This window comes from Bacteroidales bacterium, assembly GCA_016709865.1.
Taxonomy (GTDB): domain Bacteria; phylum Bacteroidota; class Bacteroidia; order Bacteroidales; family VadinHA17; genus LD21.
In genome coordinates this window covers 1-23,740 of record JADJLX010000005.1, presented here as the reverse complement: position 1 = coordinate 23,740, position 23,740 = coordinate 1, and the positions used below count along the sequence as shown (strand labels likewise).

The 23,740-nt window shown below is 36.9% G+C and carries 15 protein-coding genes; 13 read left to right on the top strand and 2 right to left on the bottom strand.

What is annotated here, in order from left to right:
- The first annotated feature begins 43 nt into the window (after nucleotides 1-43).
- Complete coding sequence (locus tag IPJ16_08810; protein ID MBK7627274.1) at nucleotides 44-2,401, top strand: carboxypeptidase-like regulatory domain-containing protein; 2,358 nt, start codon at nucleotides 44-46, stop codon at nucleotides 2,399-2,401.
- A gap of 1 nt (nucleotide 2,402) precedes the next feature.
- Nucleotides 2,403-3,425 (top strand): DUF4249 family protein, encoded by a 1,023-nt coding sequence (locus IPJ16_08805; GenBank protein ID MBK7627273.1) that lies wholly within the window; start codon nucleotides 2,403-2,405, stop codon nucleotides 3,423-3,425.
- Between the two features lie 362 nt (nucleotides 3,426-3,787).
- Here IPJ16_08805 and IPJ16_08800 read toward each other — a convergent pair whose 3' ends face one another.
- Nucleotides 3,788-4,003 (bottom strand): hypothetical protein, encoded by a 216-nt coding sequence (locus tag IPJ16_08800; protein MBK7627272.1) that lies wholly within the window; start codon nucleotides 4,001-4,003, stop codon nucleotides 3,788-3,790.
- 567 nt (nucleotides 4,004-4,570) lie between these two features.
- Here IPJ16_08800 and IPJ16_08795 point away from each other — a divergent pair.
- Nucleotides 4,571-4,951: a hypothetical protein gene (locus IPJ16_08795; protein ID MBK7627271.1), complete on the top strand. Its 381-nt coding sequence runs from the start codon at nucleotides 4,571-4,573 to the stop codon at nucleotides 4,949-4,951.
- A 695-nt stretch (nucleotides 4,952-5,646) separates the two neighbouring features.
- Here IPJ16_08795 and IPJ16_08790 read toward each other — a convergent pair.
- Nucleotides 5,647-5,982, bottom strand: coding sequence for a helix-turn-helix transcriptional regulator (locus tag IPJ16_08790; GenBank protein ID MBK7627270.1), 336 nt, complete (start codon nucleotides 5,980-5,982; stop codon nucleotides 5,647-5,649).
- A gap of 129 nt (nucleotides 5,983-6,111) precedes the next feature.
- On the opposite strand from IPJ16_08790, the gene IPJ16_08785 reads away from it, so the two are divergent.
- The 10 genes from IPJ16_08785 to IPJ16_08740 all read left to right on the top strand — a co-directional run bounded on the left by IPJ16_08785 (nucleotide 6,112) and on the right by IPJ16_08740 (nucleotide 23,661).
- Nucleotides 6,112-7,200: an alkaline phosphatase gene (locus IPJ16_08785; GenBank protein MBK7627269.1), complete on the top strand. Its 1,089-nt coding sequence runs from the start codon at nucleotides 6,112-6,114 to the stop codon at nucleotides 7,198-7,200.
- A 725-nt stretch (nucleotides 7,201-7,925) separates the two neighbouring features.
- The gene (locus IPJ16_08780; protein MBK7627268.1) at nucleotides 7,926-8,444 is read left to right on the top strand and encodes a hypothetical protein; all 519 of its coding nucleotides are present in this window, start codon (nucleotides 7,926-7,928) and stop codon (nucleotides 8,442-8,444) included.
- A gap of 757 nt (nucleotides 8,445-9,201) precedes the next feature.
- Nucleotides 9,202-10,278 carry a hypothetical protein gene (locus IPJ16_08775; protein MBK7627267.1) on the top strand — a complete coding sequence of 359 codons (1,077 nt, stop codon included), beginning with the start codon at nucleotides 9,202-9,204 and terminating at the stop codon, nucleotides 10,276-10,278.
- Between the two features lie 895 nt (nucleotides 10,279-11,173).
- Nucleotides 11,174-12,010 (top strand): hypothetical protein, encoded by an 837-nt coding sequence (locus IPJ16_08770; GenBank protein MBK7627266.1) that lies wholly within the window; start codon nucleotides 11,174-11,176, stop codon nucleotides 12,008-12,010.
- An 862-nt stretch (nucleotides 12,011-12,872) separates the two neighbouring features.
- Nucleotides 12,873-14,147 (top strand): fibrobacter succinogenes major paralogous domain-containing protein, encoded by a 1,275-nt coding sequence (locus IPJ16_08765; GenBank protein ID MBK7627265.1) that lies wholly within the window; start codon nucleotides 12,873-12,875, stop codon nucleotides 14,145-14,147.
- An 832-nt stretch (nucleotides 14,148-14,979) separates the two neighbouring features.
- Nucleotides 14,980-16,056, top strand: a complete 1,077-nt coding sequence (locus IPJ16_08760; GenBank protein ID MBK7627264.1) for a hypothetical protein — start codon at nucleotides 14,980-14,982, stop codon at nucleotides 16,054-16,056.
- Between the two features lie 971 nt (nucleotides 16,057-17,027).
- Nucleotides 17,028-17,702: a hypothetical protein gene (locus IPJ16_08755; GenBank protein ID MBK7627263.1), complete on the top strand. Its 675-nt coding sequence runs from the start codon at nucleotides 17,028-17,030 to the stop codon at nucleotides 17,700-17,702.
- A 2,547-nt stretch (nucleotides 17,703-20,249) separates the two neighbouring features.
- On the top strand, nucleotides 20,250-20,636 hold the full coding sequence (locus tag IPJ16_08750; GenBank protein ID MBK7627262.1) for a hypothetical protein: 387 nt from the start codon (nucleotides 20,250-20,252) through the stop codon (nucleotides 20,634-20,636).
- Nucleotides 20,637-21,611: 975 nt separating this feature from the next.
- Nucleotides 21,612-22,205: a hypothetical protein gene (locus IPJ16_08745; GenBank protein MBK7627261.1), complete on the top strand. Its 594-nt coding sequence runs from the start codon at nucleotides 21,612-21,614 to the stop codon at nucleotides 22,203-22,205.
- A gap of 1,051 nt (nucleotides 22,206-23,256) precedes the next feature.
- On the top strand, nucleotides 23,257-23,661 hold the full coding sequence (locus IPJ16_08740; protein ID MBK7627260.1) for a hypothetical protein: 405 nt from the start codon (nucleotides 23,257-23,259) through the stop codon (nucleotides 23,659-23,661).
- Nucleotides 23,662-23,740 lie beyond the last annotated feature (79 nt).

Here is a 23,740-nt window from a genome sequence, read left to right as displayed (position 1 = left end):
GTTTAGGGTTGCATAAACCCTAAACGCTTTGTATTTTTGATTTATGAATTTCAAACTTTTTACTTTAATTTCAGTTTTACTGTCTGTTTTTCTTGTAAGTAGTTCTCAATCCGTGAGGATTTCTGGTTTTGTCCGAGATTCAATTAACGGAGAAAAAATAGTAGGAGCCTATATTTTGTCAAGTGACAATAAAAATGGCACAGTATCAGATAATGAAGGCTATTTTAGTGTTTCATTATTGCCAGGCAGCATCGATCTAACTGTATCTTATATAGGTTATTCAAGTAAACAAATCAGTTTTACCTCAAAAAAGGATACCTCCATTTTTGTTACACTAATCCAGGGTCATCAACTTGATGAGGTAAAAATTGTTTCCAGCAAATCAGAAAGCACAAGGTTTAGAAATTTCGGAGTAACCGACATTCCAATCAAACAAATAAAACTATCTCCTGCCATGCTCGGGGAAGTCGATATTTTAAAGACTATACAAATGCTTCCCGGTGTAAACAGTACATGGGCAGGATTCTCAGGGTTAATAGTCAGAGGCGGGAATCAGGATCAGAATCTTATTCTCATTGATGATATTCCTCTTTACAGCTACTCACATTTTTATGGCCTCTTTTCAGTTATTAATGAATCAGCAATTCAGTCCGTCAGATTTATGAAAGGAGCCATGCCTGCAAGATATGGAGGTAGATTGTCATCAATTGTTGATATTACGTTAAAAGAGGGAAATAAGTATAAACACCAGAGGGAAATTGGAATTGGTCTGATGAGCAGCAGTATTATTATGGAAGGGCCAATTAAAAATAAGACAACATATAGCCTTGCTGCCCGCCGGTCAATGATTGATTTGTTTATGTTGCCATATAATCTGATCGCAAAAAAGCCGCGCACAGGTTACTACTTTGGTGACTTGTCAGGGAAAGTGACACATAATATCTCACCACGTGATAAGCTTACAATAAGCTTCTTTACATCAAAAGACAAGTATTACAATGTCGCTAAGTCTCTTGAATACACAAATAATGGTATTTCTGGTACGATGAGTCGCGATGAAGGCTATAAATGGGGTAATAACATAATCTCGGCAAAATGGAATAAGATTCTGAGGCCTTCTCTTACTTTCAGCAGTTCTCTGTATGTTTCGAAATTTTATCTCGATAGGCATAGCTATGACAAATTCAAAGAAGGTGAAAATACATATCGCTCCGAACTTTCCTTCACATCACTTATAAATGATTTCGGCACAAGAACTGACTGGCAGTTTATTCCAAAAAGTTCAAATCGCCTCTACTTCGGTTTAAGTTCTACACTTCACAGGTTTAAACCAGGACAATCTGTTTTCTACGATAAAAATATTGAGACGGGAGAGACAATAAGTGAATCATTTGGAAACAAACCAATTGACTTAGTTGAATCGGTCGGGTATTTTGAGTTTGACTCCAAAGTATCAAGGTTTTTTTCATATAATATTGGCATAAGGCTAACATCTTTAAATTCAGACAATGGTAATTTTCTTTTCCCTGAACCCCGTTTATCCGGCACAATAATAGCAATACCTAATACTTCTTTAACATTCTTTTACTTAAAGTCAAATCAGTATTTTCACCTTCTTAGATCCTCAATTCTGGAATTACCTACTGACTTATGGATTCCGTCAAACCGAAATTTACCACCTGAAAGAGCTTACCAATATGGGTTTGAAGCCGAGTATAAATTGAATGAGGCTTACAGCTTCTCATATAATACATACTATAAGGAAATGAATAACCTGGTATTGTACAAAGAAGGGTCCAGTATTAATTCACCTGTTAATGGTTGGGAAGAGAAAGTAGATTTGGGATCAGGTAATGCTTATGGTTCAGAATTTTTCCTGCACAAAAAAATCGGTAAGTTAAATGGATGGTTATCATATACCTTATCGTGGTCTAAAAGGAAATTTGAAAACATTAATAATGGAATTGAATTCTATTCTTCTTTTGATAAACGGCATGAGTTTTCATTAACTTCCAACTATCAGCTCAACCAGAATTTTAAGCTGGGAGTTAACTGGATTTTCAATACAGGTGCTCCATATAGTTTCCCGCTTTATTACAGAGAACCGATTTCAATAATGTCGCATCAGGGTCCTTCCGGCAGATTGCTTTTCATACCGCAATCACAGATCTTTGAAACAAAAAATGGCTCACGAATGCCTCCGTATCATCGATTGGACTTAGGAATCACATACACTAAACAACTTCGTAAACATCCTCAAATGGAACAGACGTTTTCTGCTACAGTTTTTAATGCTTATAACCGAAAAAACACCTACTACAGAGGAATAATATCAGGTACGGTATATAATGCCAGCCTTTTTGGCATTCTTCCTTCAATATCATATAAACTAAACTACTAAGATGAAGAGGGTGATAAGAATCATACTAGTTTTTTCCATTTTTCTTAACTCCTGTGAATTTCTTATCTCCGATTATTCAATGAGAAAATCTGATATCGTACCTGAAATTCCGGCTCAGAAAGTAATAACATTTGCCACATACTTCTCGGGTGAAGGTCTAGAGATATCCCTATCTCAACCAATGGACCTCATTCGGCCGTTATCAAAAAAAATTGGTGTAACCCGTCTAACTCTTTATAAAACAGGATCTGTATTGTGTCTCGATACTACTGTAAACTTTGAAGCAGGCAGACAATTTTTTAAGATAAACTCTTTTAGTGCAGTACCTGAAGCAGGCGATTCAATTATAATTAAAGTAGACGCCTCCGGTTTTGATGAAGTAAGCGGCTCAACAATTATACCTCTTCCGGCTTCAATATCTTCGATAAATTCTACCAAAATTACTTCTTCTGAAGACTTTTATCGCTTCACAATATCATTTAGCGACCATCCAGTTTCGAACGATTTCTATCTTGTATCGGCAATATATTACCTTACTCAATACTCTTTTCCAATGCCCGGTTATGGGAACATATACGATACATTATATTCTGAGGAAAGAAAGCAGGTCCCTCTGAGTGATCCGGTATTTAACTTTATGCCCGATTACAGAACCTCAATAAAGGAGCCATTCAGTAGTTCTGATCTGAAGCCGCGGGTATTCTCAGATAAGGTTTTCAACGGGTCAGATTATAGCTTAAAGATCGAAGTTCCTGTCAGAAAGGATGCCAACGCATTAGTCCCAAATAAGAAATACTTTTCTGAATATGAGGTAGAACTATACTCAATTTCAAAAGATCTGTTTGCGTTTATAACATCATCTTTCACAAACGAAATTATTGAAGATGATATTTATGCTCAACCAATCGTTGTATACAGCAATATGAGTAACAAAGCCGGGTTTTTCGGAGCGGTTAGTAAAGCATCTAAAGCAAGGCAGGCGATTGAGCCAGATGATCTGTTGAAATTTGATTTTAACAACTAATCTAAACCAGTGAACAATAAAATTCAAAGGACCTGTTATTTTATGCTCAAGGCTTTCTCAGAAAAAATAGCCAAACCGTCCCTTCTGCCGTCAGGCACATTACGCAAAATAAAAATCTCTTAAGCAGTTGAAATTGTTTTTGCGTAAAGAGCCTTCCGGCCCGTCCCTGCCACTAAGCCGAACAGGCGGCTAAAGTATAGGCATTTATTACAAAATGACAAACACAAAATTTGCCCTGCAGCTAACCGGCCTAGTACATGTAATAAGCGTTTCCAAACATTACAATTACAAAAAACACTCCCAAAACGCTTATTACATATACTAGCACACAACTATCCAAAGACTCTAATTTTTGTTAGAGATTATTTGAATTCCAAAACATTTGCATTTGGACATCTCGCCGCTTGATTACTTCTGACATCAATGCCAAATCCACTTCTTACACCGGGACTTTTAAAACGCCACAACTTGAGAATATCTTCCACCCGGACATTTGCCCTGCCAGCTAACAAGCGGGTAGGCTTAATTGCCTTCGCCAGCCCGGACAAATCCTTCATAACCCCAACGTCTATCACCATAAATTTCACACACTTATTAAGCTTTTGCTCCGGGAGCAATCCTGCATCCGTGACAAAGTCTACGGGGCTGTCGGCCGACGCGCTGTTGTCATGGTTTTTGCATCGCCATCTGCCAACTTTTGCACCCGGAGCAATCTGCGCCGTTTATCGGGACTCAGCCATCGTGACCATTTTATCATGACAGCCAAATCCTGCTCATTTATCGGGACTGTGCAAAAACACATGCCAACCCCGACGCAGACGTCAACTAATCCTAACCCGCTGGCCGTTAGGCGTCAGAGTTTGCGTTCCGCCCCATGCCGTCTTCGTTTGAGAATTTTATCTTGAAAATTATATTTCGTGTGTTCTATATAATTCCTGCACTTCTTATCTAATTTTACCTTAACGGACAACTCTCACCCACTTATCGGGACTTGGACATTGGGACAGTTTATCGGTATCGTGACAAATCCTGCTCATCTGCCGGGATTTAGAAACTCCGTCGCCTAACAGAAAAACAATTTCGTTTTTGCTTGATAAATTCGTAAATTGGTGTGTCATAAAACTATTATAATGCGATATTAAGCTATGAAAACAAAATTGTGTGTTCTTCTTACCATGACTCTTTTCTTATCAGGCTGTGAAAAAATAAAAATGGGCATATCAGATAATTTACATATGGGAATTAAATATGTTGTAACCAGTGACTTATCATTTACTATTAATAGCCTAAATGATTCAAGATGTCCTCCAGGAGCACGCTGTGCAATAGCCGGTGGAGTTCACATTTTTATCACTTTCAATCAGTCAAATAATCTTGTGGATACAGTGTTATATCAAGATCCAAACTCAAGTCATCCCATTCACTTTGGAGAATATGCTTTCAGTCTTTTAGATGTAGCACCTATTAGTATGGGGACTACAACTTCAAAAGATCTCACAATCAAAATGAACATAACAAAGAATTGAAATTAAAATGTAGTGGATCACCTTCATTTTTTGGGCTTTTCAACCGTGACAAATTCGTTTCATCGTGACAGTTTTAATTCTACTCCGGCGCCTAACACGGATGGTAGGCTTAATTGCCTTCGGCAGGCCGGACAATTCCGTAATAGCCCCAAAGTCTTTAAGAGCATGTTTAAAGCTACTTATTATACTTTCTGTACCTTGACCATTCCTGCTACCGTGACAAGGTCTATGGGCCTGCCGGCTGACGCACGAGCTGTCAAGTTTTTTGCAACTACACTATTTAAATCTACCTTGACGTGACAGCTCTGTTCCATCTATCGGGACCTGCAAAAAACTCGCCAGCCCCGACACAGCCGGCAACTAATCCTAACCACCGAGCCGTTAGGCGTCAGAGTTTGCGTTCCGCCCCATGCCGTCTTCGTTTGAGAATTTATCTTGACAATAATATTTCGTGTGTTCTATTTGGTTCCTGCACTTCTTATCCAATTATATCTTGACGGGCAACTTTCGCTCACTTATCGGGACTTGGACATTGGGACAGTTTATTGGTACCGTGACAAATCCTGCTCATCTGCCGGGATTTAGAAACTCCGGCGCCTAACAGAAAATCAGAAATCCGTCAAAGCCTGATAAATTCGTATCTGTGACATTATATTTATTATTCAAATAGTCCCATTTAATAATAATATAGCTCATTATGACATTAAATTTTCTAAACCAAAAGTTGTCAGTTTTTCTGCTATAGGTAATGTACTAAGTCCCTTCTTTGTTAAACTATATTCAACTTTTGGAGGGATTTCTGGAAAAGACTTCTTAACTACCAGATTATTCTTTACTAGTGAGTTCAATTCTTGTATTAAAACTTTTTCACTTATCCCAGGAATAGCTCTCTTCAGTTCACCGTATCTAATGACTCGATTGTTTATCTGGAACAGTATTAGCAAGGTCCACTTGCCCCCTAATAAGCTTAATGTTCTTCTAACAGGACAATTTTCGTCGGATATCCTAATCTCTTCTTGATTTTTTTTCATTGATTTATAATAATATAAACATTAAATCAGGTACTTACCTTTTTGTAGGTACTTGTACAAAAGTAACTAGTATGTTACATTTGGTGAAATTTTTTGAGAATAATTTCGACACGAAAAAGTATTGCCAACATGAAAACTGCAAAAAGTGTGATTTTAATAGGGATTTTTTCTGTAATCTATTTTACAGCGAGTAATGAAGTCTACAGCCAAAAAAACAGAAATGTAATTTTAATAGTAGGAGACGGAATGGGTGTGGCACAGTGGCACGCAGGTCTTATTGCAAACAAAGGTCAATTAAATCTCAATAAATTCAAGAATGTTGGATTTCTCTTAACACACACCACAAACAGTCTAAATGGTGGAGCTCCTGACCATGGGACTGCATTAGCAACTGGAATAAAAAGTTTTAATGGCGCAGTTTCTGTTGATATAGATACTCTACCAATTAAATCGATCATTGAATATTCTGAGGAGAAAGGGATATCAACTGGAATTGTTTCAGCCAATACTCTGCTTGAAGGAGGTGTCGCACCTTTTGTAGCACATGAAGCAAACAGGATGCAAATGGAAAATATTGCAGCTTCTTATCTTACCCACAATCTTGACGTTTTTATTGGAGCCGGTCTTCGGTCCTTTATCAACCGCAAGGATGGAAGAAATCTGGTTACAGAGCTTCGTAACAAAGGCTACCAGGTAGTGTTTTCAATGGATAGTATTAGAAATATTAAAAGTGGTAAACTGGCAGGATTCACTGCAGATCAAAACAATTCAGGTATCAAAGATGGACGTGGAAGCATGTTTCCTGATGCATTGCAGACAGCCTTAAACGTATTGGATAACAACAAAAAAGGTTTTTTCCTGTTTGTTGCAGATGTTTTTGTTGATAGGGCATCTCACTCAGAAAATGCTGAACTTGTTGCCCTTGAAACGGTCGATTTGGACAATGCGATTGGTAAGGCACTGGAATTTGCTGAAAGAAATAGGAATACAGTAGTAATAGTTACCGGTGGACCGGAAGCATCTGGCATGGCTCTGACAACTGGCAATTTTCAAAATGGGATGTTTGAAGCAAAATGGGCAGTATCCGGGATGATTCATACAGGAACAATGGTGCCATTTTTTGCATATGGTCCAGGATCTGAAAGTTTTGGTGGAATTCAGGACAATACCTACCTATTTAATGAGATTATGAAGTTGCTAGGACTGGAAGAAAAATAAATAATGTTGATTTACAATATTTTTAATCAAAAGTGATCTGTTGCAACGCTCAAAATATCACTATTTCTAAAGACAATTAATGTAAAGACAACATCCTGCTCACTGGACAGTTTTAATTCTACTCCGGCGCCTAACACGGATGGTATAGGTAATTGCCTTCGCCAGCCCGGACCAATCCTTCATCACCCCAATGTCTATCACCGTAATTTACACCCACTTAATAAACTTTTTGTATCGTGAGTAATCCTGCTACCGTGACAAAGTCTATGGGGCTGTCGTCCGACGCGCTGTTGTCATGGTTTTTGCATCGCCATCTTGACAATTTTATCATACCGTGACAAATCCTGCTCATTTATCGGGACTCGGTCATCTGGACAACTTTATCGTGACACGGAAATCCTGCCCACTTACCGGGACTGTGCAAAAACTCATGCCAACCCCGACATAGACGGCAACTCCCTATACCACCGGGCCGTTATGCTTAAGCCTCAGACTGTTCCGTGACAAATTCGACTAGGCCGAAAAGGCCTAAGCATAACGGTTTCGAAGTAAATTTTCGTCATAATATGGACAATTTCTTAATCGCTGACGGACCATAAATCGTGACAAATTTGTTAATCAAGACAAATCCTACTCCCCTATCAGGACAAGGCAAAATCTCGGATTAAAATGCTCCATTGGAACGATTTTTGATGTTAATTTATTAACAAACTAAATCCAGATATATGAAAAGATTAAGTCTAATAATTGGTCTATCAATTTTCTTCTTCATATTCTCTTGCAAAAAATCTGAGAATGATTCTCTATCATCTTTTAAGGCGCTGAAAGATGGAGCTGAATGGATCGCCACATCTAATTATTCTTACTTACATAAAACTGACAATTCTATTTCAATTTATGGAAGAAAGAAAAATTCTAAAAATTACGAAGAGGAGGGTTTATATCTTTCATTCTACATTTCTGACATTTCAGAATTGAATACCATCACTAAATTTTCGTCTTCCTGGAATAAAACTATTGGTGGAGATTTACTTACTGATAGTTATGTAATAGATTCAATTTCAGCCAATTTTATTCAAATAACATCACTTGATACAATAAATAGACAAATTTCTGGGATATTCGAGGTAAAACTTCTCAAAGACAAAAGATTATCTAATGCTGGAGAAATAATGAACTTTACCTCTGGACAGTTTAATCTCAACTATCAGGAAGAATTTCTATATAATTCAAAGTCAAAATAATAGATTTAGACATCCCTTACTTGATTATTATAATACTCCATACTTTAACAGAAACTGTTTATAGTGACAAATCCTGCTAAGAATCAAGTTTTAATTCCAGGCCTAAGCATAACCCGGATGGTATAGGTAATTGCCTTCGCCAGCCCGGACCAATTCGCAATCACTCCAATGTCTATCACCGTAACTTACACCCACTTATCCAGTTTAGTATACCGTGACTATTCCTGCTACCGTGACAAAGCCAATGGGGCTGTCGGCCGACCCGCCGTTGTCATGGTTTTTGCATCACCATCGTGACAATTTTATCATACCGTGACAAACCCTGCTCACTTATCGGGACACACTTATCTGGACCACTTTATCGTGACATCCAAATCCTGCTCATCTATCGGGACTGTGCAAAAACACATGCCAACCCCGACACAGACGGCAACTCCCCATACCACCGAGCCGTTATGCTTAAGCCCCAACGCATTGCGGGACAGATTCGTCTGGACGATTAAGGCCTAAGCATAACGGCTTCGAGGTGGATTTTTATCATAAAGCGGACAAATTTTTAATCGCTGAGAGACCGTGTACCTTGACAAATTTGTTATCAAGACAATTCCTGCTCCCCTACTGGGACAAGGTAACACCGCAAATTCAAATTTGCATTGGAACGATTTTTGCTGTTAATAGATTAACAGTAAAGCTAGTTCAGAATTATATAAGTAATCATCTAGAAATACCTTGATTGTCTAACCTTTATCCAATTATCATGTCAAAAATAAGCACTGGAATATTATTGGTAGCAATATTTCTAATTGGTTGTAGTAAACCAATAAATGAAGCAGAAACCAAATTTAACCCTATTGACAATACCGTGTTGAGTTTGGATGGTTGGGAGTTCTCAAAATCAACTTACGATTTTTCTATTAATTCAAGAGGTCTTTATTTCCTAAATTCTGAAATTGGATTTGTGGTTGGATATAATGGCGACATCTATAAAACAACTGATTCAGGAGAAATGTGGACTAAGCAAAATTCCGGCACTACACTCCACCTGCATTCTGTTTTTTTCCTTAATGAGAATGTTGGATTTGTATCAAGCCAATCGATGAACTGTTTAGACGCAGACTGCAATAAAGGCTGTTTGCTGTTAAAAACTACAAATGGAGGAGAGACCTGGACAAAAACATTTTTCCCTAATTACTTAAGTATACATTCACTAAAATTCTTTGACGAATTAAAAGGGGTTGCAATTATTTATACAACTGGAAATAACGGCATGCAAAATAAAAAACTCGCAACTACTTCAGATGGTGGTTTAAATTGGTCTATAAATAATTTAGAAATTATTGCACCTTATGATGAGCTAGTCTTTGCTGGTAATTTAATCTTTGTTGCTGGAAAGAATCAACGAATTTATAAAAGTTCAGATTATGGTCAGACATGGACTACATTGAACACACCTGTAAAAACAACATCTGATATTCGTGAGTTATACTTTTACAACGAATACATCGGCTACATTGATGGCGTTACAGAAATATTCAAAACAACTGACGGAGGCTTAAGTTGGACTAAGACCAATTTCCCATTTGATGGTCTTGGGACGCTACATTTCAGTAATGAAAATGAAGGTTTTCATTTAGAATATGTGTCTGCATATGAAGGCGGTGATTGGCCTGTTTTTAAGGGGAGTATTTACTATAGGACTAAAGATGGCGGAATAACATGGACTAAATCAGAGTTGATACCTTCATTGTCAATGAATTTGACAAATTTTCCGCAAAGAGAGCTTGGTTTTGCATTTTGGGGATCTACTCTATACAGGATGAAAAAAATAGACTAAAGTTTTTCTCATCAATTATATATTTACTTTCTCAGTATTCCGACTGGACAAAAAGGCCATGGTCTTCAAAGCATAATTTCATCAAAAAGGGACAATATCTTAATCGCTGACAGATTGTATACCGTGACAAATCTACCTGAAAATTGAGTTTTAATTCAAGGCCTAAGCATAACCCGGATGGTAGGCTTAATTGCCTTCGGCAGGCCGGACAATTTCGTAATCAGCCCCAAAGTCATAAAGAGCATGTTTAAAGCCACTTATTATACTTTCTGTACCTTGACCACTCCTGCTACCGTGACAAGGTCTATGGGCCTGCCGGCTGACGCACAAGCTGTCAAGTTTTTTGCAGCTACACTGTTTAAATCTATCTTGACGTGACAACTCCGTTCCATCTATCGGGACCTGCAAAAAACTCGCCAGCCCCGACACAGACGGCAACTAATCCTAACCACCGAGCCGTTAGCACAAATAGTTCGTGACTTGATTGGCCTCGCGCCGTCATCTATTGGGCTTATCATAACATTCAGATTTTTTGTCATCTGTAATGAAAAGCTCCCCGCGATTACTACCTTGACAATTTTGTCTAAAAAGCATATTACATATACCTGGAGAAATTTATCCGCAGGCCAATCTTGGACAATTCCTGCTCAAACTACTTGTGCTAACCAAAAAGTCTGAAATTCATCAAGTTTCAGTATTAAAAAAACTTGTAGATTTGTTTTCGGTGGATTTTGAAAAACGAGTTATAGATAATTAGAACAACCGATTTGACTATTTGTCAATCTGCAAGAATGCATGAAAATTGAGATCAGAAACGAATGAAATATTATATTAATATATTACTTCTTTTGAGAGTTTTTCAATTGCAATTTGAATATAACAAACAAATGGAATTATGAATAATAGAAGCTTTATCAATGGATTTATTACAGTCCTTCTAGGCTTAATGATAATTTCCTGCCAGCCAAGGAATTCTTCAAATGAAACTTTAAAGGATAAACAGGAAAATAGCTCCCTTGCAAGAATTGATAGTATTATTTTCAAAACATCAGGTGAAGAATTTATTTACTTAGGTGAAAGACTTTACCCAAATCCAAGAGTACCCGATAGTTTGATTGCTAATCAACTTGTTAGTACTGAAGTCATCTGCGTTTCTGAAGTAGGTGATACAATTTTTGCTTTTTTAAATAATGAATTACTTTACGATAGAGAAAACAAATACTTTCCTTTGGTAAATGACTCAATGTTCACATTAATTTATCCAGAACACTATAGAATAACTGTTGACGATGATATCCCATATTTTGTTTATTTGGAGAACGAAAATGATTTAATCACTTTAATTAAGGATAAAAAAAGAAACATTTATTATTGGGAAAGTGCCACGATCCAAGACACAGTAGTTAATTTCTTTTATAATATTAAAGTTGGAATGGAAAAAGAGGAAGTTTTTTCACGTCTTAAACTTCCAAAAATAAACTTTAATAAGTCAGATTTTTCAATGATACTATGTCAAGCAGCAAGACCTTATAAAATATGGTATAAACAAATCAAATTCTCAAAAAATCAATTAGACTCTTTTGGCAAAGCGAACTTAGATTTCTCAACTGACAAATCAACATTGCAAGCACTTCTTCATTTTAAAAATAACAAATTAGAACTTATTTATTTAGATCCTTGGATTGGCTATGGGCAAAAAGGGGAAATTAGGAGTAAAAAAATTAATAAATAGTAAATTATTAACCCCCCATAACACGGACAATATTGGTAAGTTGAATGTAACCTCCCAAATTCGTTTCGTTTTGATAGCTGGACTTCCATTTATGACAATACTCAACAAAGCTTTTCGTGTGTGACAAATTCACGAATTATTTCAGGATTTAAAACTATCGTGACATTTTAATCCACTACTTGTGCTAACAACGCTGGTAGGTTTAATTGCCTTCGCCAGCCCGGACAAATCCTACATCACCCCAAAGTCTATGTTTCAAATTGCAACCCACTTATTAAACCTTTACACCGGGAGCAATCCTGCATCCGTGAAAAAGTCTACTGGGCTGTCGGCCGACGCACCGTTGTCATGGTTTTTGCATCGCCATCTGCCAGCTTCTGCACCCGGAGCAATTCTCGCCGTTTGCCGGGACTCAGTCATCTTGACCATTTTATCATGACAGCCAACTTATCGCCACTTATCGGGACTTTGCAAAAACACATGCCAACCCGGACACGGACGGCAACTAAACCTACCAGCGGGCCGTTATGGTTAATTCGCAAGTTTCGTGATAGTTACAGATTCTCAAAACTAACCATAACTCAAGCGAGGTTTATAAATCGTGACAAATCCTGCTTCGCCACCGGGATTGGTAAACTGGGACAAATTCGTAAAACTAGACAACTCCTGCCCTTCTGCCGGGATTGGTAACCGGGACAAATTCGTAAATCTGGACTACTCCTGCTGATTAGAGAGTATATCTTTTCACATAAGAAATAGCTAAGTCCTCAGAGTAATGGGAATTATTCAAGTTTTAAGTAAATTAGAAAAGTTAAAATACCATATCAAGCAACCATCAATGTTTAATTTCAATCTATAAAGTATGAAACAAATTAGTATTTTATTTTGTCTTTTTATCTTTACCAATTCTTGTATAAAGGAGAACCTTCCCAATGTGATTACTACTCCAATAACGGAATTTACATGGGACTATGCTATAGCTGGCGGAGAAGTCATTGATGATGGAGGTTCTCAAGTTATTTCAAGAGGCGTTAGTGCTCGCACCAAATGGGATCAGCCCTGGCTAACAGTTGATGGTTCAGGTACCGGCAGTTTTGAGAGTAAAATTAACATAATATGGCATGGAGCATCAATGTCAATTAGAGATACGCATTATTTAAGAGCTTACGCTACAAATAGAAATGGGACATCTTATGGCGAAGAACTTTCTTTTTATCCAAAATTAAAACCACCAGATTCTAATTCAATAGAGTTAAGAAAGATAACTGCGACAACTAATTCAATTATTGTTGCTTACAGTTTATCAATACCCCCAGTACGGCCTTGGGAAGAAAATGGTATATGTTATAATACCACTGGGTCTCCTTCTATTGAAGGAGCGCATATTGTTGCTGCTGGCCCTTACACATCAACTAGCATCATCATAAATAACTTATTACCAAATACTAAGTATTATATTTGTGGATACATAAAAAATGAATCTGGTATATCTTATACAGGCCAGCAAAGTATTTCAACTACTGAAGGAGAAATTTCTGATATAGATGGAAATATTTATCAAATCAAAACTATCGGCAATCAAGTCTGGACTATTGAAAACCTGAAAGTATCAAATTTCAAAGACGGGACTCCAATTAGTTTTGTGGAGGATAATTTATCATGGAACTCAACATTTACAAGTGCTTATAGTACATATAATCCAATTTATGGTAAATTGTACAATTATTATGCTATAGCTGATACCCGTAAACTTTGTCCAACAGGTTGGCATGTACCAACTGACGAGGATTGGAAAATTTTAGAAGTATGCCTTGGGATGAGTCAAATTCAGGCTGATGCTACAGGATTGAGAGGGATAGATCAGGGTGGAAAGTTAAAGCAGATTGGATGCCCGGATTTTTGGACATGTCAAAATATTGGAGCAACAAACTCGTCTGGCTTTTCAGCATTGGGAGGCGGTTATAGATATGATAACGGAATATTTTCAGAGGCTGGACTAAAAGCATACTATTGGTCAAGTACAGAGTATGACGCTATTTCTTCTTGGGCCAGATCTATATCAAATAATAATACTCAGGTTGGACGTTCAAGTATTAAAAAGGGATTTGGATTTAGTGTCAGATGTATCAAGGATTAAACTATCCATAAATGAGAAATTGTAGGCTAAACTGTCTTCAATACACTCATATTCATATATATATATATCAAATATTCAATTCCATGACTAATCTTGACTACCTGCATGGATTAGAAACACTGACAAACTTCATTTGAGGGACAAATTCGTTGTCGTTTGACAGTTTTAATATTAGAACTAACCATAACACGGATGGTATAGGTAATTGCCTTCAGCAGCCCGGACCAATTCATAATCACCCCAATGTCTATCACCATAATTTACACCCACTTATCAAGTTTTATATACCGTGACCAATCCTGCTACCGTGACAAAGCCAATGGGGCTGCTGGCCGACGCGCCGTTGTCATGGTTTTTGCATCACCATCGTGATAATTTTATCATATCGTGACAAATCCTGCTCACTTATCGGGACACACTCATCTGGACCACTTTATCGTGACATCCAAATCCTGCTCATCTATCGGGACTGTGCAAAAACACATGCCAACCCGACATAGACGGCAACTCCCCATACCACCGAGCCGTTATGCTTAAGCCTCAGGCCGTTACGGGACAGATCCGTCATGACCGAAAAGGCCTAAGCATAACGGTTTCGAAGTAGAATTTTATCATAAATTGGACAATTTCTTATTCGCTGTGAGACCGTTTACCATGACAAATTTGTATATCAAGACAAATCCTGCTCCCCTATCGGGACTAGGTAACACCGCAAATTCAAATCTGCATTGGAACGATTTTTGCTGTTAATAGATTAACAGTAAAGTTAATTCAGAATTATATAATTGATCATCTAGAAATACCTTGATTGTCTAACCTTTATCCAATTATCATGTCAAAAATAAGTACTGGAATATTATTGGTAGCAATATTTCTAATTGGTTGTAGTAAACCAATAAATGAAGCAGAAACCAAATTTAACCCTATTGACAATACCGTGTTAAGTTTGGATGGTTGGGAGTTCTCAAAATCAACTTACGATTTTTCTATTAATTCAAGAGGTCTTTATTTCCTAAATTCTGAAATTGGATTTGTGGTTGGATATAATGGCGACATCTATAAAACAACTGATTCAGGAGAAATGTGGACTAAGCAAAATTCCGGCACTACTCTCCACCTGCATTCTGTTTTTTTCATTAATGAGAATGTTGGATTTGTATCAAGCCAATCGATGAACTGTTTAGGCGCAGACTGCAATAAAGGCTGTTTGCTGTTAAAAACTACGAATGGAGGAGAGACCTGGACAAAAACATTTTTCCCTAATTATTTAAGTATACATTCACTAAAATTCTTTGACGAATTAAAAGGGGTTGCAATTATTTATACAACTGGAAATAACGGCATGCAAAACAAAAAACTCGCAACTACTTCAGATGGTGGTATAAATTGGTCTATAAATAATTTAGAAATTATTGCACCTTATGATGAGCTAGTCTTTGCTGGTAATTTAATCTTTGTTGCTGGAAAGAATCAACGAATTTATAAAAGTTCAGATTATGGTCAGACATGGACTACATTGAACACACCTGTAAAAACAACCTATGATATTAGAGAATTATACTTTTACAATGAAACCATTGGCTATATTGATGGCATTTCAGAAATATTCAAAACAACTGACGGAGGCTTAAGTTGGACAAAGACCAATTTCCCATTTGATGGTCTTGGGACGCTACATTTCAGTAATGAAAATGAAGGTTTTCATTTAGAATATGTGTCTGCATATGAAGGCGGTGATTGGCCTGTTTTTAAGGGGAGTATTTACTATAGGACTAAAGATGGCGGAATAACATGGACTAAATCAGAGTTGATACCTTCATTGTCAATGAATTTGACAAATTTTCCGCAAAGAGAGCTTGGTTTTGCATTTTGGGGATCTACTCTTTACAGGATGAAAAAAATAGACTAAAGTTTTTCGCATCAATTATAAATTTACTTTCTCAGTATTCCGACTGGACATAAAGGCCATGGTCTTCAAAGCAAAATTTCATCAAAAAGGGACAATATCTTAATCGCTGACAGATTGTATATCGTGACCGTGACAAATCTACCTGAAAATTGAGTTTTAATTCCAGGCCTAAGCATAACCCGGATGGTAGGCTTAATTGCCTTCGGCAGCCCGGACAAATCCGTAATAGCCACCACGTCTATCACCGTAAATTTCACCCACTTATCTAGTTTTATATACCATGACTAATCCTGCTACCGTGACAAAGCCAATGGGGCTGCCGGCCTTCGCTCCTGTTGTCATGGTTTTTGCATCACCGTCGTGACAATTTTTTCATACCGTGACAAATCCTGCTCACTTATCAGGACTCACTCATCTTGACAACTTTATCGTGACAGCCAAATCCTGCTCATTTATCGGGACTGTGCAAAAACTCATGCCAACCCCGACACAGACGGCAACTAATCCTAACCACCGAGCCGTTATGGGCAATAGCGCTGATTCAGTTACAGTTACCTAGACAAATTCGTCAGTGTGAAAGATTCGTTTTACCTTGACAGATTATCTCTCAGCGCCACTGGCCTATAACGGACTATCTTGACTAATTATCATTGACGTGACAATTTCGTTTTCTCTATCAGGATTCTCTCATCGTGACCATTTCATAATGACATTTGAATTATCGACATCTGCCGGGATTGTGTAATCACACACGGTATTTGAATCACCACTTTGTTGTTAACAAATTAACAGTAAACCGAGACAAATTCGATATACCTTGACTAATTATCTATCCGCGTAAAAACCTATAACAGCTCCGAAGCAAATAATACTCAATTGGGCGGACCCGCGATTAAAGACCGGAATTAAGCAAATCGGCATAATATTTGTGGCTTCTTATTTAACAACAACTTAACTAACAGCCTACTAAAATGAAAAAATCTTTTTTGTTTTTAGTTTTACTCACAATTTTCTCTTCCTCAAAAATTACAGGACAAGACAATACTCAAGGCCTAAGAAAATGGTCTGCATCTATTTCATATTCTCCGATTAGCACATTCTATTATTATGGTAGCACCGGCGAAAAGTCTTATGATTATTACACAAAAGGTATAAGGGAGGTTATATATCCTTTCGGAGTTAACTTCGCAATACACCATGATTTAAATGACAGACTATCTTTAAGTTCTGGATTAAACTACAAAGCTCGCTTGACAGATATTTCAACTTTTGCTCTTGGATTATTCTACTACAGTGAGGAATCTACTGATAACAGATACATTTTTGAAATTCCCTTTAGTGTTTATTATAATTTACTTACTCCCTCAAAGATTTTCGACCCATACTTAAAGACCGGATTAAGGACAACCTACTTTAAAAGGTATTATGTTGGAGAATATACTTCAAGTGAAATGATGACGGAGCCAATCAATGGAGAGATTAACAATCATGACGGAAAATTATTTCTGTTTTATGAAATTGGGACTGGTACATATATTAACATATCAAATTCATTTTCCGTTAAATTAGAATCTAATCTAACCTATACGATATCAGGTTTTGGATACTTAGAAGTTCAATTAGGCATGAAGTATTCTTTTAAATAAAAGCAGCATATCATGATTTCTGTTGCCATGGTTTTTGAATCTTCATCTAAATAATTTTATCCTTACCTGACAAATACTGGTCATCTATCATAATTAAAAAAACATCTTTCAATATTTAAATTACTAGCCTATAACGGACTATCTGGACCAATTATCATTTACGTGACAATTTCGTTTTCTCTATCATGATTCTCTCGTCGTGACCATTAATCAACCTCTATAGCATCTCTTCAGGGATTCTGCCATCCATTAAGTATATCATACCGTGACAAATACTGCTATCATTCAAGGACTTGGGGATAATATATGACAAAATAACTACTGCCCATAACCCGGATGGTTGGGGTAATAAGCTTGTCACAATTTTTGCTCGCCACCTTGACAATTTTTTCATGACGATTAACTTCTCACTCATCTTCCAAATCAGTGCTTTCCGGCTCTGGACAAATCCGTTTGTCATGACAACTTTATCTCTCGCCGGGACTGGCAAAAATTGCGCCATGGTGGCTTGTCCGCCGGGACTAATCCTGCCTAAAGTACCAGGACACGTAACGGCGGACGGCGCCACCAACGCTTACTACCGCAACCACCGAGCCGTTAGCATTCAGGCCCAAAGTCGCCGTGACAATTTACTCATATCGTGACAATTCCGTAACGTAATCAGGGGACCCGAATGCTAACCGAAAAATCAGATTACACTCGGTTTCGGGACTCAAAATGTTTTTTAACTTTGACTGTCGATAAATCCTATAAACAAGCTATTGGGCATAATTCCAACCAATAAATATCTTTGATCAATGACCCAAACTAATTTCATAATAGTCCAAGATTGCACACTATTCCAGATCAAAAAAGCAATCAGACAATGGATCTATATGTATGATAAATCATTGTCAGAGAATTTTTGTATTGAGTTATATCAGTATGACACAAATAAGTATGTCATTATACCCAAAGAAGATATTGATAATCAGTCATTCAATTTTTTGGTTAATTATTTATACTACCCTGAAAACATAAAGTATAAACCAATAATTAGTGGTTACACTTTTGTGAAAGACACAACGATTTTCCCAAAAGAGAAATTAAACTATGAAATAGAAATTTTGTTCCCCAAAATGATACAGAGTACGATAATGTATATGCCGTGACTCAATATAATGAAGTGTTTAAAATTGATTTTGGAGGTAAAACGATTAAATCTTCATTAATCAAAAGTTTTGAAAAACCACCATTAGATTTCTCAGTTCTCTCATCACCTCAAATTTTTAAAAAAAAGAAGGTTGATCCAAAGAAGGTCGCGCTTAAAGAAAAAGAAAAGATTAAAAGGCGAACAAGTATTATCTCACTCGTTGTTGTACTCTTGATTTTAATAAGTTATGCATTTATCGGGAATTCAAAGAATTTTAGTTTGATGACAGGATTTATCTTTTTGGGGAATTTGGGGTTGGTTCGTTTTAGATTATAAAATGCTTCAACATCTATCATTTTTCTCATAGCAGTTGCAATTTCAATTTTTCCGATAATATACAGCTACATATTATTTCAGAAACTTCTTACGTTTGACTATAGATTTATCAAATCAGCATCATATTTGCCAATTTTCCTTTTAACAATCCAATTTCCTTTAAGAAGATTATTCATAAAAATACTCAAGAGAGAACCTGTTGTCGATAAACCTGCTCCATCGATGGCAGATTTTATATACACCATTATACTTTGGATGACATCATTGATATTGCCATTTATAACACTAATATAGTTACGCCCCATAACCCTGACAATATGGGTAAGTTGTTCGTTACAGTTTTAGCTTTTTCTCTTCTACTCAAGACAGATATTTTATGGTTGATACCCCGGACACGCGTATCTGTATACAATTTAATTCATATAAAATGACAGTTTAAAAATTGGCCCGAAATGCTAACCCGGATGGTAGGGCTTAATTGCCTTCGGCAGCCCGGACAAATTTTTAATCAACCCAATGTCTATCACCATAAATTTCACCCACTTATAAGTTTTTGGTACCGTGACTAATACTGCTACCGTGACAAAGTCTATGGGCTGCCGGCCCTCGCTCCTGTTGTCATGGTTTTTGCATCTCCGTCGTGATAATTTTACCATACCATGACAAATCCTGCTCACTTATCGGGACACCTTCATCTGGACAACTTTATCGTGACATCCAAATCCTGCCCACTTATCGGGACTGTGCAAAAACTCATGCCAACCCCGACACAGACGGCAACTAATCCTAACCACCGAGCCGTTATAGTGCATTTGCGATTCCTGCCTGACCCCAAATTGACACTCCAAACGCACTATAACTCCAAATCCTTTTTTATATTTAAATTTGTATACCGTGACAAATCCTGCATCAAAGACAGTTCCTCAAGACAGACAATCAAGACTATTGAGTAATGGTTTTTGCATCGTCGTCTTGACAATTTTATTGTGACATCAAATTGTAACCCATTTACCGGGACTCTGCAAAAACAAAAATATTTTGGCTCAATATTTGTTAATTATTTCACAAACCTAAGGACCATGAATTCTTTGAAAAATAGAATTGTATTTATCTTCGTTATCGGCTTAATTATTACTTTCAATAGCTGTGAGCATGACTCACTTACGAATTCTGCATGCGGTGTAGAAAATCCCTTTACAAATCTTCCATGGCTTAATGAATATGTTAAAAACATGAGTAGTAATACGACTCATGATTATACCAGGATCAATTATTACTTACATGGTTCTGAAAACATAATTGAGATTCAGTGGAACTTAATAGGCATTCAAGATGCTCCAACAGGTGTGTTATATAACTGTAGTGGAATTCAGCTATATTCCTGTAGAGGTAACCAACCGATTGATACTTGTTTAAATGTTCTTAAGGACTCCAAATTTATAGGTACTCTCTGGGAAAAAGAATAAATAAACGCACTATGACAAGGATGATTTAATTAATTTCCTTCGACAGTCCGGACAAATCCTCAAAAAACCAATGTTAAATTACACCCGCTTAATAACTTTTTGTACCGTGACCAATCCTACTACCGTGACAATTTCATCGCTGGTTGACAGTTTTATAAATAAACGCACTATAACACGGACGGTTGGGGTAATAAACTTGTCACAATTTTTGCATGGTGACGTGAACGCCAGCCGAGCAAAAACTGCAAGTAATTTAGGGGCCCGAACGCTCTTTTCTCTTTTGATCATTTTAGCTTAATGACAATTTTCTGCCCTTTTACAAATTTCTCACCCTACGCTCAGTCGGCTGGCTTGCTTTATCTTGACATGTCAGTTTTCACTCTCTGCCGGGATGGCAAAAATTGCGCCATGGTGGCGTGTCCGCCGGGACTAATCCGACCTAAAGTACCAGGACACGTATCGGCGGACAGCGCCACCAACGTTTACTACCGCAACCGCCGAGCCGTTATGGGCAATAGCGCTGATTCAGTTACAGTTACCTAGACAAATTCGTCAGCGTGACAGATTCATTTTACCTTGACAAATTATCTCTCAGCGCCACTAGCCTATAACGGACTATCTTGACTATTTATCATTGACGTGATAGTTTCGTTTTTCTATCAGGATTCTCTCATCGTGACCATTTTATAATGACATATGAATTATCGCAATTTGCCAGGATTTTATAATGTCACACAATATTTTAATCACTATTTAATTGTTAACATAAGAACAGTAAACCTTGACTATTTATCTAATTTCAATAGCATCTCATCAAAGTACCAGGAAACGTAACGGCGGACGGTGCCACCAACGTTTACTACCGCAGCCGCCGAGCCGTTATAAGCCATTGGTTTACGGCATGCCAATTTTAATTCCGATTATAACGCGGCACAATAATTGATACTGCCAATGATAAGAAACACTTCTATCTTAATGAATAAGAAACTCTTTATAAAACATATTCTGTTTATTACGATAATTGTATTCAATTTTGCATCTACCTCAACCTTTGGACAAAAAATTGATTTTGTGAAGGTTATAGCAGGTCAAGGAATAATCTATAATAATGATTCGATCATACTTTTCAAAACAACAATAAACGATTTGTGTAAAATATTAAATATCAAACTCACTCAAGACCCTAATGAATTTACTATAAGAATGTGGGATGGTTACGATCCTAAGACAGGAGAAGCAGTATCCGGGTCAGATGTCAATAAAGAGATAAACTATAAATCTATGAATTTTCAGTTTTCAGATTCATCCAGTAATAAAACCCTTAAATTAAATTGGATACAAATTAAAGAAGACAAGACATTAAAGGTGTATACAGATTCTGGACTACAAATTGGTGACATAAATCCCAAAATTGCTCAAAAGTATTTGCTGTATATGAACAATGATTTTATATCTAGCGATAGCTTAACATATAATTTGTACACCTATGGGATTTCGTTTCGACTTGAAAAAATCAATAAAAAAGACCTTACACTTACGGAGATTTCAACTCACTATATAACAAAATAAAAAACGGCTTATAACACGGACAATATGGGCAATAGCGCTGATTCAGTTGCGGTTACCTAGACAAATTCGTCAGCGTGACAGATTCGTTTTACCTTGACAAATTATCTATCAGCGCAACAGCCTATAACAGCCCATCTGGATCAATTATCATTGACGTGACAATTTCGTTTTTCTATCAGGATTCTCTCATCATGACCATTTTATAATAACATTTGAATTATCGCCATCTGCCGGGTTTGGGTAATAGCACACAATAACTATTTTATTGTTTACAAAATAACAGTCAATCGTGACAATTTATCTAATTTCTATAGCATCTCTTCAGTATTCTGCCTTCCATTAAATATTTCATATCGTGACAAATACTGCTTTCAATCAGGATCTTAAAATTATATCTATCAAAAAATAACTACTGCCCATAACCCGGATGGTTGGGGTAATAAACTTGTCACATTTTTTGCTCGCCACCGTGACAATTTTATCGTGACACAAAACTTATCACTTATCTTCCAAATCCGTTTTTTCCGGCTCTTGACAAATCCGTCTACCGTGACAACTTTATCGTTCGCCGGGACTGGCAAAAAATGCGCCATGGTGGCTTGTACGCCGGGACTAATCCTGCCTAAAGTACCAGGACCCTTAACGGCGGACGGCGCCACCAACGTTTACTACCGCAACCACCGAGCCGTTATGCTTAAGCCTCAGACTGTTCCGTGACAAATTCGACTAGGCCGAAAAGGCCTAAGCATAACGGTTTCGAAGTAAATTTTCGTCATAATATGGACAATTTCTTAATCGCTGACGGACTATAAATCGTGACAAATTTGTTAATCAAGACAAATCCTACTCCCCTATCAGGACAAGGCAAAATCTCGGATTAAAATGCTCCATTGGAACGATTTTTGATGTTAATTTATTAACAAACTAAATCCAGATATATGAAAAGATTAAGTCTAATAATTGGTCTATCAATTTTCTTCTTCATATTCTCTTGCAAAAAATCTGAGAATGATTCTCTATCATCTTTTAAGGCGCTGAAAGATGGAGCTGAATGGATCGCACATCTAATTATTCTTACTTACATAAAACTGACAATTCTATTTCAATTTATGGAAGAAAGAAAAATTCTAAAAATTACGAAGAGGAGGGTTTATATCTTTCATTCTACATTTCTGACATTTCAGAATTGAATACCATCACTAAATTTTCGTCTTCCTGGAATAAAACTATTGGTGGAGATTTACTTACTGATAGTTATGTAATAGATTCAATTTCAGCCAATTTTATTCAAATAACATCACTTGATACAATAAATAGACAAATTTCTGGGATATTCGAGGTAAAACTTCTCAAAGACAAAAGATTATCTAATGCTGGAGAAATAATGAACTTTACCTCTGGACAGTTTAATCTCAACTATCAGGAAGAATTTCTATATAATTCAAAGTCAAAATAATAGATTTAGACATCCCTTACTTGATTATTATAATACTCCATACTTTAACAGAAACTGTTTATAGTGACAAATCCTGCTA